At 72.1% G+C, this 13,165-nt stretch carries 9 protein-coding genes and 2 pseudogenes; 8 read left to right on the forward strand and 3 right to left on the reverse strand.

Features of this window, described 5'->3' with window-relative positions:
- Positions 1 to 82 precede the first annotated feature (82 nt).
- Both ACWEN3_RS26625 and ACWEN3_RS26630 read left to right on the forward strand, forming a co-directional pair.
- Positions 83 to 631 (forward strand): annotated as a pseudogene (locus ACWEN3_RS26625) (nitroreductase family protein); the annotation flags it as partial.
- A gap of 68 nt (positions 632 to 699) precedes the next feature.
- Complete coding sequence (locus ACWEN3_RS26630) at positions 700 to 1,719, forward strand: DNA-3-methyladenine glycosylase family protein (RefSeq protein ID WP_452975774.1); 1,020 nt, start codon at positions 700 to 702, stop codon at positions 1,717 to 1,719.
- A 252-nt stretch (positions 1,720 to 1,971) separates the two neighbouring features.
- Here ACWEN3_RS26630 and ACWEN3_RS26635 read toward each other — a convergent pair whose 3' ends face one another.
- Positions 1,972 to 3,054 (reverse strand): sugar phosphate nucleotidyltransferase, encoded by a 1,083-nt coding sequence (locus ACWEN3_RS26635; protein ID WP_452975776.1) that lies wholly within the window; start codon positions 3,052 to 3,054, stop codon positions 1,972 to 1,974.
- A 497-nt stretch (positions 3,055 to 3,551) separates the two neighbouring features.
- Here ACWEN3_RS26635 and ACWEN3_RS26640 point away from each other — a divergent pair, with 497 nt between their 5' ends.
- From ACWEN3_RS26640 to ACWEN3_RS26655, 4 genes are all read left to right on the forward strand, one after another.
- Positions 3,552 to 4,307 carry a TIGR03089 family protein gene (locus tag ACWEN3_RS26640; protein ID WP_452975778.1) on the forward strand — a complete coding sequence of 252 codons (756 nt, stop codon included), beginning with the start codon at positions 3,552 to 3,554 and terminating at the stop codon, positions 4,305 to 4,307.
- 171 nt (positions 4,308 to 4,478) lie between these two features.
- Entirely contained in the window at positions 4,479 to 5,648 is a 1,170-nt protein-coding gene (locus ACWEN3_RS26645) for an LCP family protein (protein ID WP_452975780.1), read from the forward strand.
- A 233-nt stretch (positions 5,649 to 5,881) separates the two neighbouring features.
- Positions 5,882 to 7,633, forward strand: a complete 1,752-nt coding sequence (locus tag ACWEN3_RS26650) for an LCP family protein (RefSeq protein WP_452975782.1) — start codon at positions 5,882 to 5,884, stop codon at positions 7,631 to 7,633.
- 184 nt (positions 7,634 to 7,817) lie between these two features.
- Positions 7,818 to 9,470, forward strand: a complete 1,653-nt coding sequence (locus ACWEN3_RS26655; protein WP_452975784.1) for an LCP family protein — start codon at positions 7,818 to 7,820, stop codon at positions 9,468 to 9,470.
- Positions 9,471 to 9,613: 143 nt separating this feature from the next.
- Here the strand turns inward: ACWEN3_RS26655 and ACWEN3_RS26660 are convergent, their stop codons facing one another.
- Complete coding sequence (locus ACWEN3_RS26660) at positions 9,614 to 10,648, reverse strand: glycosyltransferase family 2 protein (RefSeq protein ID WP_452975786.1); 1,035 nt, start codon at positions 10,646 to 10,648, stop codon at positions 9,614 to 9,616.
- A gap of 129 nt (positions 10,649 to 10,777) precedes the next feature.
- On the opposite strand from ACWEN3_RS26660, the gene ACWEN3_RS26665 reads away from it, so the two are divergent.
- The gene (locus tag ACWEN3_RS26665; protein ID WP_452975788.1) at positions 10,778 to 12,286 is read left to right on the forward strand and encodes an LCP family protein; all 1,509 of its coding nucleotides are present in this window, start codon (positions 10,778 to 10,780) and stop codon (positions 12,284 to 12,286) included.
- A 25-nt stretch (positions 12,287 to 12,311) separates the two neighbouring features.
- Here ACWEN3_RS26665 and ACWEN3_RS26670 read toward each other — a convergent pair whose 3' ends face one another.
- The gene (locus ACWEN3_RS26670; RefSeq protein WP_452975790.1) at positions 12,312 to 12,899 is read right to left on the reverse strand and encodes an acyl-CoA thioesterase; all 588 of its coding nucleotides are present in this window, start codon (positions 12,897 to 12,899) and stop codon (positions 12,312 to 12,314) included.
- Between the two features lie 92 nt (positions 12,900 to 12,991).
- Here ACWEN3_RS26670 and ACWEN3_RS26675 point away from each other — a divergent pair.
- A pseudogene (locus ACWEN3_RS26675) lies at positions 12,992 to 13,165 on the forward strand (LCP family protein); the annotation flags it as partial.

Here is a 13,165-nt window from a genome sequence, read left to right on the forward strand (position 1 = left end):
TTCGCCCTCACCGTCGTCTTCGGCACCGCGGTGGGCACCGTCGCCGCCGTGCTCCTCGAACTCGCCGTGATACGCCCGCTCTACACCCGCCCCCGTGGACCCCGGCGCGGTCCGGCGCGCGGTGGCCGCGGCCGTGACCGCGCCGGCGCCGCACCACACCACTCCCTGGCGGTTCGTGCTGCTGGAGTCCGCGGAGTCCAGGACCCGGCTGCTGGACGCGATGCGCGACGCGTGGATCGCCGACCTGCGCCGGGACGGCAGGAGCGAGGAGTCCATCGCGAGACGGGTGCGGCGCGGCGACGTGCTGCGCAACGCCCCCTACCTGGTGGTGCCCTGTCTCGTCATGGAGGGCTCGCACCACTACGGGGACGCCCGGCGGGACGGCGCGGAGCGGGAGATGTTCGTCGTCGCGATGGGCGCGGGCGTGCAGAACTTCCTGGTCGCGCTGGCCGGCGAGCAGTTGGGCTCGGCCTGGGTGTCCTCGACGATGTTCTGCCCGGACGTGGTGCGCGAGACGCTCGGGCTGCCCGCGGAGTGGGATCCGATGGGCGCGGTGGCCGTCGGGTGGCCGGCGCAGGAGCCGGGACCCCGGGGCGAGCGGGATCCGGAGGCGTTCGTCGAGGTGCGGTGACACACCCCGAACACCGCGGACACCGCCTAGTCTCGTAGGACGGCACCGGCTCCCCGAGGAACTCGATCGTGGCAGGACGTTTCGCTCAGCGCCCCACGCGTACGACCGTGCGCGGCGGCCATGCCGGCGTACCCGCCGGTGGCGCCGGGATACCGCGGCAGGCGACGGCCCCGCCGCGGGTACGGCGATGGATGCCCGAGGGGCCGCTCGACCTCCGGCTGGTGCTCGGGCCGCTGCGGCGCGGGCCCGCCGACCCCACGTTCCGGGCCACTTCGGACGGCTCCGTGTGGCGGGCCGCCCGCACGCCCGCAGGGCCGGGCACGCTGCGGGTGCGCGCGTACGGCGGTGAGGTGCTCGGCGAGGCCTGGGGCCCCGGTGCCGAGTGGCTGCTCGACCGGCTGCCCGAGCTGCTCGGCGCGGCCGACGACCCGGACGCGTTCGTGCCCCGGCACCGGGTGGTGGCGCTGGCGCGGCACCGGCGGCCGGGGCTGCGCCTGACCCGGACCGGGCTGGTGCTGGAGTCCCTGATCCCGTCGGTGCTGGAGCAGAAGGTCACGACCGACGAGGCGTACCGGGCGTGGCGGCTGCTCGTCCGGAGATTCGGGGAACCGGCGCCGGGGCCCGCGGGGTTGGGCGAACGGCCGATGTCCGTGATGCCCGCGCCGCGCACCTGGGCGCTGATCCCCTCCTGGGAGTGGCACCGGGCCGGGGTCGACGACAAGCGGGCCTCGACGATCCTGCGGGCCGTACGGGTCGCGGCCCGGCTGGAGCAGGCGGTGGGGATGCCGGCCGCCGAGGCCCAGGCGCGGCTGGAGGTCGTGCCGGGGGTGGGCCCGTGGACGTCGGCGGAGGTGGTGCAGCGCAGCCATGGGGCCGCCGACGCGGTGACGGTCGGCGACCTGCATCTGCCGGGCATCGTGGGGTGGGCGCTGGCGGGGGACCGCCATGCCGACGACGCGGTGATGCTGCGTCTGCTGGAGCCGTACGCCGGGCAGCGGCATCGGGCGGCCCGGCTGATCCTGCTGAGCGGCAACGCGCCGGCCCGGCGGGCGCCGAAGATGCCGAGGGTGGACATCGGCCTGCTGTGAGGCGCCCGGCGCCGCGGCTCGGCGGGTTGCCGCTGCCGCCGCACCCACGTGCCGCCTGGCGTCCCCCCAGGCCCTTGAGGCACAAGGCACTGAGGGAGGCACGCCTGCCCGCAGCGCTGCATGTCCCGTACGAGGCACGGTGAACCGCGCGATCGGCCCCCGCTCACCCGCGCAGGACGATCAGGCCCGCCCCCTCGGACATGGGGGCCCGGGGGCGCGCCCCATGGACGGCGCCCCTCCCGACCCGCACGGCTACTGGTCGGAGGAGAACCGCACCGCGCCCGCCGGGATGCGCGCGTCGCACCACACCCGCGCGCCTTCGAGGAACTCGTTGTCGGGGCCCACGATCGCGTCGTCGCCGACGACCGCGCCGGTGAGCACGGAGCGTTCGCCGACACGGGCGCGGGCGCCGATGAGCGAGTCGGTGATGACGGCACCGGGTTCGATGACGGCGCCGGGCAGGATGGTCGAGCCGGAGACGCGGGCGCCCTCGGCCACGAACGCGCCCTCGCCGACCACCGTGCCGCCCGTCAGCTTGGCGCCCGGGGCGACCTCGGCGGTGGGCAGGATCAGGCGGTCGCCGCAGCGCCCGGGGACGGCCGGGGACGGGGCGCGGCCGAGGACCAGGTCGGCCGAGCCGCGCACGAAGGCCGCGGGGGTGCCGAGGTCCAGCCAGTACGTGGAGTCGACCATGCCCTGGAGATGGGCGCCCGCCGACAGCAGCTCGGGGAACGTCTCGCGCTCCACGGAGACCGGCCTGCCCATCGGGATCGCGTCGATGACCGAGCGGCGGAAGACGTACGCCCCGGCGTTGATCTGGTCGGTGACGATCTCCTCCGGCGTCTGGGGCTTCTCCAGGAAGGCCAGGACGCGGCCGGTCTCGTCCGTGGGGACCAGTCCGAAGGCGCGCGGGTCGGGCACCTTCGTCAGGTGCAGGGAGACGTCCGCGCCGGTCGACTCGTGGGTGTCGACGAGGGCCTTGATGTCCAGGCCCGTCAGGATGTCGCCGTTGAAGATCAGCACCGGTTCGTCGGGGCCGGAGTGGAGGCGGGAGGCCACGTTGCGGATCGCTCCGCCGGTGCCCAGGGGCTCGTCCTCGGTGACGTACTCGATGTGGAGGCCCAGCGCGGAGCCGTCGCCGAAGTACGGCTCGAAGACCTCGGCCAGATAACTGGTGGCGAGCACGATGTGCTCGACGCCCGCCGCTCTCGCTCGGGCCAGCTGGTGGGTGAGGAAAGGCACCCCGGCGGCCCGGACCATGGGCTTGGGAGTGTGCACCGTGAGCGGACGCAGCCGGGTGCCTTTGCCGCCGACCAGGAGGATCGCTTCTGTCACCTGTCGTCTCTGCTTCCTGCCGGGACCGGCCGAACTGTTCGTTACTACTCGTTTCGGCCGGTCAGTGTACGCAGACCGTAACGACGGCGCCTTCGAAGACAGCCCGGTTTCGCGCGAGATCGGTGTGAGGTCGGTGTGAAGTCGGCATGAGATCGGCGCGCCCCCGTCGGCGCTGAACACGCCCCCGGCCTCATCGCCCCTGGTGGTGGGCGGCGCTGGAGCGGGCCTGCCGAGCCCGGCGTTGAGCCGTTTGCCGGGGCACTCGGTGGCGAACCCGTCCTGATGACCGGAGATCACATTCAGTCGTACGTTCTTCCCCTTGGGGTAAAGATTGCCACCACCCGACGTGAGATATGTCTTTCCACGCGGACCGGCCCCGTGAGGCGGAGCTCCCGGGCGGTGAGCCGGTGGCGGTGACGGACCGTCGGACGGCGGTCCGCCGGACAAGTGGCCGCACCACCCCGTGCGCGAACCCGCCCGCGCGTACCCTGTTCCGGGTGAACGCCACCGATCGCACCCCCGCCGACCTGCTGACTTCCGCGCTCGCCGCGGACCCCGGCCGTCCCCTGGTGACCTTCTACGACGACGCCACGGGCGAACGCGTCGAACTGTCCGTGGCCACCTTCGCCAACTGGGTGGCCAAGACCGCGAACCTCCTCCAGGGCGACCTGTCCGTCGAGCCCGGCGACCGGGTGGCGCTGCTGCTGCCCGCGCACTGGCAGACGGCCGTGTGGCTGCTGGCCTGTTCGGCGGTGGGCGTGATCGCGGACGTCGCCGGGGACGCGGCCGCGGCCGACGTGGTCGTCAGCGGGCCGGACACGCTGGAGGCGGCGCGGGCCTGCCGTGGCGAGCGGATCGCGCTGGCGCTGCGGCCGCTCGGCGGACGGTTCCCGCGGACGCCGGAGGGATTCGCCGACTACGCCGTGGAAGTCCCGGGCCAGGGCGACCGGTTCGCGCCGTTCGCGCCGGTGGACGCGGAGGAACCGGCGCTCATCGTCGCCGGCCGGGAGTTCAGCGCGGCGGAGGTCGTCGAGCGGGCCGGGGCGGAGGCGCCGGCGCTGGATCTGACCGGGCCCGGATCCCGGTTGCTGTCGGGGCTGCCGTACGACACCTGGGAGGGCCTGGCCGCGGGGTTGTACGCGCCGCTCGCCACCGGCGGCTCCGTGGTGCTCTGCCGGAACCTGGACCGACTGGACGAGGAGGCCCTCGCCAAGCGGATCGAGAGCGAGCGGGTGACCGCGGTACGGCGGTAGGGCCGCCGGCCGGACGGGCCCGCGCGGCGGAGCCGCACCTCGGCGCGGCCCCGCGCCCCGGGAAACCGCGGATCACCCGAACGGCGTAACACAGGGAGCCGCCCCACCCGCTCCCCGCCATGGTCGTAGGAGCAGGACGTGACGCTCTTATGCCCTGAGGGGGCCCGTGCCGTGACCGACACCGCCCGCACACCCCCCGGCCCCGGGCGCGGCTCGTCCGCCACCGGGACCGGGCTCGCGCGGCGCCGCAGGCGGCGGTCCGCGAAGGGAACGGCGCTGGGGCTCTCCGGTCTGGTCGTGGTGGCCGCCGGGACCGGATGGGCGGTCTACGCCAAGCTCAGCGCGAACATCACCCCCGACGACGCGGCCGCCGCCGAACTCGGCCGGTACGAACGGGAGCGGCCCACCGAGCTGGTGCGGGGCGCGCAGAACATCCTGCTGATCGGGTCCGACAGCCGGGCCGGGAAGGGCAACGGCCGGTACGGGCGGGACCTCGGCAGCGAGCGGTCCGACACGACGATCCTGCTGCACCTGGCCGCCGACCGGCACAGCGCGACCGCCGTGTCCCTGCCCCGGGACCTCATGGTGGACATACCCGGCTGCCTGCAGGCGGACGGCAGCCGCAGCCGGCCGGCGTTCGCGATGTTCAACCACGCCTTCCAGGTGGGCGGTTCGGCGTGCACGATCCGGACCGTCGAGAAGCTCACGGACATTCGGATCGACCATCACATGGTGGTGGACTTCAGCGGATTCAAGGACATGGTGGACTCCGTCGACGGGGTGCAGGTCTGCCTGAAGGAGCCCATCGACGACAAGGCGGCCCGGCTGAAGCTGCCCGCGGGCAAGGTGACGCTCGACGGGGAGCAGGCGCTCGGTTTCGTGCGGGCGCGCAAGTCGCTGGGCGACGGCAGCGACACCGAACGGATGGAGCGTCAGCAGCGCTTCCTCGGCGCGCTCGCCGACAAGGTGCGCAGCGACGACGTACTGCTGAACCCCGTGAAGCTGTACCCGGTGCTGGACGCGGCGACCTCCTCGCTCACCACCGACCCGGGCCTCGCGAGTCTGCGCGGCCTCTACCAGTTGCTGCGCGGGCTGCGGAACATCCCCACCGAACACGTGCAGTTCCTGACGGTGCCGAGGGAGTCGTACGTCTACGACACCAACCGTGACCAACTCGTGGAGCCGGCGGCCGAGAAGCTGTTCCGCCTGCTGCGCGCCGACCGGTCCGTTGCGGTGTCCACGGAAACGCCCCGGCAGACCGCGCGGGGAGCCGGCGGAAGCGGCCCCTCCCCCTCCCCGACATTCCGCGGGAACACGGCGGCTGAACACGGCTGCGAGTGACGCGCGCGCCAGGACGGCGAACTTCCGTTCAGTAAATGAGGCGGATTGCCCAGTTGTAGGAAGGTGGAATTTGTCACGGGCGTCGCTTGACGCTGAACTGGGCGGATAGTGTGAGCGATCCGGTGCACCCGGCCGCGAGGTCCGTCCTGGGGTCGTGCACTGTTTCACCGAGACCCGAGCGCCTTTTGAGGGGGGAAGGCGCCGCGTGGCCCCGACGGAGGATTCGGACAACCGTGGACGCGCAAGGCCGTGGGCGGGCGGACAACATCGATCCCGCAGACCAGTGGGTGCTCAATCCGAGCACCGGCGAATACGAATTGCGACTGACTCCTTCCGCTCAGCAATCACAGGTGCCCCGTCCACGTCGTTCGGGCCTCCGGGGCAACGACGCGGCGCGGCGGCCCCGTGAGGACTCGGCGCCCGGCGGGACCCGCGAGATGCGGCAGGTGCGCTCCGGCGACGTCCCGCCGCCGCGGCGGCGCCGCGGCCCCGAGCCGGAGACGCCGCAGGGACGGCGCAGTCGGCGCCCGGTGAAGAAGAAGTCGAAGGCCAAGAAGGTGCTGGCGTGGACGGCGGGCGGCACCGCCTTCGTGCTGATCGCCGTCGGCACGGCCGGCTACCTCTATCTCCGGCACCTCGAGGGCAACGTCACCACGACGGACATCGGCAGCGCGGGCAAGAAGGGCTTCAGCAAGGACGAGGCCTTCAACCTGCTGATCATCGGCACCGACAAGCGCACCGGCAAGGGCAACGAGGGCTACGGCGACAAGGGCAGCGTCGGGCACGCGGACACCGACATCCTGCTGCACGTGTCGAAGGACCGCACCAACGCGACGGCGCTGAGCATTCCGCGCGACCTGATCGTGAACATCCCGGACTGCCCGACGAAGCAGCCGGACGGCAGCACGAAGGTCGTCCCCGGCACCGAGAACGTGCGGTTCAACACCAGCCTCGGGCAGGACGGGCGGGACCCGGGCTGCACCATGCGCACCGTGAAGGAGATCACCGGCATCCAGCCGGACCACTTCATGATGGTGGACTTCAACGCGGTGAAGACGCTGACGACGGCGGTCGGCGGGGTCAAGGTGTGCCTCGCGCACGCGGTGAAGGACAAGGAGTCGCACCTGAACCTGCCCGCCGGAGCCTCCACCATCGAGGGCGAGCAGGCCCTGGCCTTCGTCCGGACCCGGCACAGCTGGGGCAACCAGGGCGACCTGGACCGCATCAAGGTGCAGCAGCAGTTCATGGCCTCGCTGATGCGCAAGATGTCCTCCAGCGACACCCTGACCAGTCCGACCAAGCTGCTGGACCTGGCCGAGGCCGCCACCAAGGCGCTCACCGTCGACACCGGCATCGGTTCCGTGAGCACGCTCAAGGACGTCGCCCTGGAGCTGAAGAAGGTGCCGACGAAGAACATCACCTTCCTCACCGCGCCGGTGAAGGACAACCCGGCGGACGGTGTCGTCCACAAGACGGTGATCCTCGACCCGACCCTGGCCCCGCAGGTGTTCGACACGATCAACAACGACGTCTCCTTCACCGAGGTGAAGAAGAAGCAGAAGGCGGCGAAGGACGCGGCGGCCGCGCGGCTCAAGGGCAGCAGGTCCGCCCCCTCCGAGGTCCGGGTCCGCATCCTCAACGGCGGTGCCCAGCCCGGCAGCGCGCAGGAGACCCTGCAGTGGCTGCAGAACAACAAGGGGGTGCTCAAGTCGGAGAACGCGGGCAACGCCCCGCAACCGCTGGACAAGAGCACCCTCGAGTACGCGCCCGACCAGGCCGCCCAGGCACGCGAGTTGGCCTCTCTCATGGGCCTGCCCGGAAGCGCGCTCGAGCCGGGCAAGAGCGTGACCAACTCCCAGGGCCTGCCCGCGATGACCCTGACGCTGGGCAAGGACTTCAAGGGGGCGGGTGTGTCGCTCACCGCTCCGTCGAAGGCGCCGAACGTGGACAGGTCCACGGCGGACAAGGTCAAGTGCGCCAGCTGACCCCTACTCAGATCACCCCTTCCGACGCACAGGAGCCTCTTACCCGTCACCTGGATAATGCGTCCGCTTTCACAGCGGACAAGGTGAAGTGCGCCTCGTAGGTAACCCAATGGCCCCGTCGTGCGTCTAACTCGGCGCGGGACGGACCCGTTGGCCGGCGCCAGGGTGGGGAGGGGCAGGAACGTTGGCACAGAGCGATGTGCGAGGAGAGGTTCCCGCGGCGGACGACACGGTGTCGCGGACACCGAGGACCTCGGACGCGTCGGACGGCTCAGGCCGACACGGTGGCGGGCGGCGCGGAGACGGCCCGAACGCCGAACCGCGGCGGCGCAGAAGACGCGCCCTGCGCTGGTCGGCGACCGTGCTGGCGGTGGTCATACTGGGTACGGCGGGCGCCGGATACCTGTACTACCAGCACCTGAACGGCAACATCCAAAAGGGCAAGCGCAGCAGCAGCGACGACTCCAAGGCGCTGCGGACCCGGCCGAACGCGGCCGGCCAGACGCCGTTGAACATCCTGCTGATCGGCTCCGACAGCCGTAACTCCGACGAGGACGTGAAGCTCGGCGGCAGCAGGGACAACCGCGGCAATCCGCCGCTCGCCGACGTGCAGATGCTCATCCACCTCTCCGCGGACCGCAAGAGCGCCGCCATGGTGAGCATTCCGCGGGACACCCGGGTCGACATACCCAAGTGCACGGACCCAGACACCGGCAAGGTGTACCCGCCGACCAACGACATCATCAACGTCAGCCTGGCCCGGGGCGGCGCCGGCTGCACGCTGGCCACCTGGGAGAACCTCACCCACGTCTACATCGACCACTGGATGATGATCGACTTCGCGGGCGTGGTGAAGATGGCGGACGCCATCGGCGGCGTCGAGGTCTGTGTGAACCAGAACGTCTGGGACCATCCGACGCCGGCGCAACCCGGCGGCTCGGGGCTGAAGATGAGGGCCGGGAAGCAGAAGGTCCAGGGTGTCCAGGCGCTGCAGTGGCTGCGCACCCGGCACGCCTGGGGCGACGACCTGCTGCGCGCCCGCGCCCAGCACATGTACCTGAACTCGATGATCCGCACGCTGAAGCAGCAGAACATCTTCACCGACACCGGCCGGCTGATGGACCTCGCCGAGGCGGCCACCAAGTCCCTGAAGGTCTCCGAGGAGATCGGCACGGTCAAGAAGCTGTACGACCTCGGCATGGAACTGAAGTCGGTGCCGACGAACCGTGTCACGTCGGTGACGATGCCCCACGTCGAGGACCCGCGGGACAGCGCGCACGTCGTGCCGGACCCGGCGAACGCCGACAAGATGTGGCAGATGCTCCGGGACGACGTGGCGTTCGACAAGAACGGCACGGCGTCCGAGGCGAAGCAGACCGCGGACAAGAAGCCCACGGACACCGCCAGGACGCCCTCGGTCGATCCGGGCCGCCTCGGCGTGCTGGTGCGGAACGCCACGCGCACCTCCACCGAGGCCCCGACGGGCGGCCGGGCCGGGGCGGTCAGCGCGGCGCTCGTCCAGAAGGGCTACACCCGGGCCACGGCCGACACCTCGGCGACCCTGTCCGAGGACACCACGGTCGTGCAGTACCCGAGCGCGGACCTGGAGGGTGACGCGGAGGCCGTGGCGAAGGCCCTCGGCATCCCGACGAGCGCCGTGAAGAAGTCGACCGATGTGTCGGGGGTGACGGTCGTCGTGGGCGCCGACTGGCGGACGGGCACGTCCTATCCCAAGCAGTCGCCCCCCAAGGCCGGCGATCTGCCCAGCGGTTCCGACGCCATCAACGGCTCGGACAAGTCGCAGTGCATGGACGTGTACAAGCCCTACCAGTGGTGATCGGCCGACCGCCCGCATGACGGGAGCGTTCGAGGGGCCCGACGGCCGGGGCCGGTGGGCGGCCGTGCTGGCGGCGGCATCGCCCGCGCTGACGGGCGCGGGCTGCACGTAGGGCCCCTCCGTACGCCGGAGGGGCCCCTTCGTCACACGCGGTCGGCGTCGAGGACGGCCGGCCGCCGTGACGCGATGACCTTCCTCGCCAGGTCCTTCGGACTGGTCAGGAAGCCCCAGCCCCAGGACATGTGCATGGTGGCCAGGGCCACGGGGATCTGCAGCCGGGCCTTCAGGGGCAGGCCCCGGCCGGCGGGGACGGAACCCGCGACGATCGCGGCCAGGTAGCCGCCGGGTATGACCAGGCCCCACGGGGTCAGGGCCACGCCCACCACGAGGCCCGCCGCCATCGCGCACACCGCCGTCGGCGGCGCCAGGTAGCGCAGGTTGATGGAGCCGGAGTGGTAGCGGGCGACCACGTGCCGCCAGCGGCCGTAGTCCTTGTACTGCTTGGCCAGCGCCCGGACGGAGGGCCGGGGCCGGTACGACACCTTCAGCTCCGGCGAGAACCAGATCAGGCCGCCCGCCTCGCGGATGCGGAAGTTCAGCTCCCAGTCCTGGGCGCGGATGAACTCCTCGTTGTAGCCGCCCTGCTGTTCGAGGGCCTCACGGCGGAAGACGCCGAGGTAGACCGTCTCGGCGGGGGCCGCCTCGCCGCCGGTGTGGAAGGCCGCGTTGCCGACGCCGATCTTCGAGGTCATGGCGGCGGCGACGGCGTGCTCCCAGTCGTTCTCGCCCTCGGCGTGCATGAGGCCGCCGACGTTCTGCGCGCCGGTCTCCTCGAGGAGCCGGACCGCGGTCTCGATGTAGTTCGGCGAGAGCATGCCGTGGCCGTCGACGCGGACCACGATCGGGTTCCGGGAGGCCTTGATGGCCGCGTTCAGCGCCGCGGGCGTGCGCCCGGTCGGATTGGGGACGGTGTGCACGCGCGGGTCTTCGCGGACCAGCTCGGCGGCGATCTCGTCCGTTCGGTCCGTGGACGGACCGAGGGCGATCACGACCTCCATCTCGCCGGCGTACTCCTGCGCGAGGATCGCTTGGACGGCCCCGCGCAGATGCCGCTCCTCGTTGAGGACGGGCATGATCACGGACACAGCGGGGAACCGCACGTCGGGCTTGGCGTTCATAGGACGCTCACGTTACCGCGAACGGGGGACAGCGGTGCGCGCCGCCGGTGCCGAGACGTGGGATGGAGATCGTATCGGCCTACCGTGCTCACGGATCCCACGTACGGCCTCGTCCGGAGGTGTCCTCCTTTGCCCAGCCCGCCTCGGTCCCCCGCGCGTCCACAGCGCCGCCCGCAGCCGCCCCGCCGGGTGCCGCGCCCGCCCGAGCGGCCCGTGCGCTCCGTCCGGCCGCCCCGGCGGCCCCGGCGGCCGCGCTGGGCCATGCGGGCGGTGACCACGCTGTCCGTCGTGGTGCTCGCCTCCGCCGGGATCGGGCACGCGGTCGTCACCAGCCTGGACGCGGGCATCGCCCGGGTCGACGCCTTCAAGGACATGAAGAACCGGCCCCGCGCCGGCCACGGCATGAACCTGCTGCTGGTGGGCACCGACGGGCGGGACAAGATCACCGAGCAGCAGCGGCGCGCCTACCACCTGGGCGGCCAGCCCTGCCACTGCACGGACACGATGATGATCGTGCACATCTCGGACGACCGGGAGCGGGCCACGGTGGTGAGCCTGCCGCGCGACTCGTACGCCGAGGCGCCCGCGCGGGTCGACGGCGCCACCCACAGGCAGATCGGCCCGCATCCGCTCAGGCTGAACGCGGCCTACGCCGAGGGCGGCCCCCAGCTGACGGTGCGCACGGTCGAGAACATGACCCACGTGAAGATCGACCACTATCTGGAGGTCGACTTCACCAGCTTCATGAAGACCGTGGACGTCCTCGGCGGGGTGCGGATCTGCACGGCGACGCCGCTGAAGGACTCGTACACCGGGCTCGACCTCACCCCCGGCACCCACACCCTCATGGGCGGGCAGGCGCTGCAGTACGTGCGCTCCCGGCACCTCGACGGGGCGAGCGACCTGGGCCGGATGAGGCGCCAGCAGCGGTTCCTGGCCGCGCTGATCGAGAAGACCACCTCCTCCGGGGTGCTGCTGAACCCGATGCGGTTCCGGGACGTGACGCGGGCGGTGCTCGGCTCGGTCCGCGCCGACGAGGGCTTCGGCACCGACGAGCTGCTCGACCTCGGCCGGGCGATGCGGAACTTCTCGCCCTCCTCCTCCGAGTTCACCACGGTCCCCATCGCGCAGATGAACTACCCGGTCAAGGGCGTCGGCTCGACCCTGAAGTGGGACGCGGCGAAGTCGGACCAGCTGTTCGAGTCGCTGCGCGACGACAAGCCGCTCAGCGTGGAGCGCCCGCACCCCCGCCCCGCTCCGCGGTCGGTGGAGGTGGCTCCCCGGCAGGTCCGGGTCCAGGTGGCGAACGGCACCGGCACGGCCGGGCTGGCCAAGCGGGTCGACGCGGCGCTGGCGGCGGCCGGCTTCGCGACCACGCATCGGCCGGTGACCGCAGCGACCCACGACGTGCGGCGCACGGTCATCCTCTTCGACCCCCGCTGGGACAGCTCCGCCCGCTCCCTGGCCGCGGCCCTGCCGGGCAGCGAGCTGCGCCCGGTGCGGGGCCAGGGGCCGCTGCTGAAGGTGACCGCCGGGTCCGACTTCAGGACGGTGCGCAAGGTGCGCTTCGAGGACCCGGGGCGGCCCGAGCAGGGCGTGCTGCGCGGCAACGAGGTGGTGTGCTCGGGGAACACCTGAGCCCGTCGGCGCCCACCGGCGCCCGTCAGTCCTCGAAGCCCTCCGCCGCCCGCCTCTCGCGCAGCTCGCGGATGGCGCGCCGGCGGGCCAGGCGGTGGGTGCGGCGGATCTGGGCCTCCTGGCAGCGGCGGCGGTCGCGGTCGGTCTCCGGGAGCACCGGGGGCACCCGGCGCGGCTTGCCGTCGGCGTCCACGGCCGCGAAGACCAGGTAGGCCGAGCCGACCTGGGTGGGCGGGGTCGACTCGTTCCAGCGCTCGGCCAGGACCCGCACGCCGACCTCCATGGAGGTCCGGCCGGTCCAGTTGACCTGTGCCTTCACATGGACCAGGTCGCCGACGCGGACCGGTTCCAGGAACGCCATCTCGTCCATGGAGGCGGTCACGGCGGGGCCGCCGGAGTGCCGGCCGGCCACCGCGCCCGCCGCGTCGTCGACCAGCTTCATGATCACCCCGCCGTGCACCGTCCCGAGCAGATTGGTGTCGTTGTGGGTCATGATGTGGCTGAGCGTGGTGCGCGAAGCTGATGTGGGCTTGCCGGGAATGTCCGGCTCCATCTCCGCTTCCGTGTCCGTGACCTGGTCTGTCATGCCCTCCACCTTATGCCGAAGTGACATTCGCGGATTTTGTGTCAGCTTCGCAACAGCGCCGCCCTGATTTTCCGACATCTCTTGTAAGCCACATGGCTGCGCCCTGCACACTGGGGCCCATGAATGACTGGCCCGAGGGATGGTCCGACGACAACCGCGGCCCCCGCTACGGACGCGGCAGTGGCGGTGTGCAGCCGGAAGGCGCGCGCGTGATGCGTCAGGTGCGGCGCGGCGCGGTGCCGCCGGGACAGCGCCCGGCGTACGGCGGCGACCCCGGACCGGCAGCGCCGCCG

This window comes from Streptomyces sp. NPDC004561 (genome assembly GCF_053602155.1).

Excerpts from the sequence above, each read along its gene's own strand:
- ACWEN3_RS26660 (WP_452975786.1), bottom strand. The coding sequence starts at position 10,648 with ATGAACGCCAAGCCCGACGTGCGGTTCCCCGCTGTGTCCGTGATCATG.
- ACWEN3_RS26670 (WP_452975790.1), bottom strand. The coding sequence starts at position 12,899 with ATGTCACTTCGGCATAAGGTGGAGGGCATGACAGACCAGGTCACGGAC.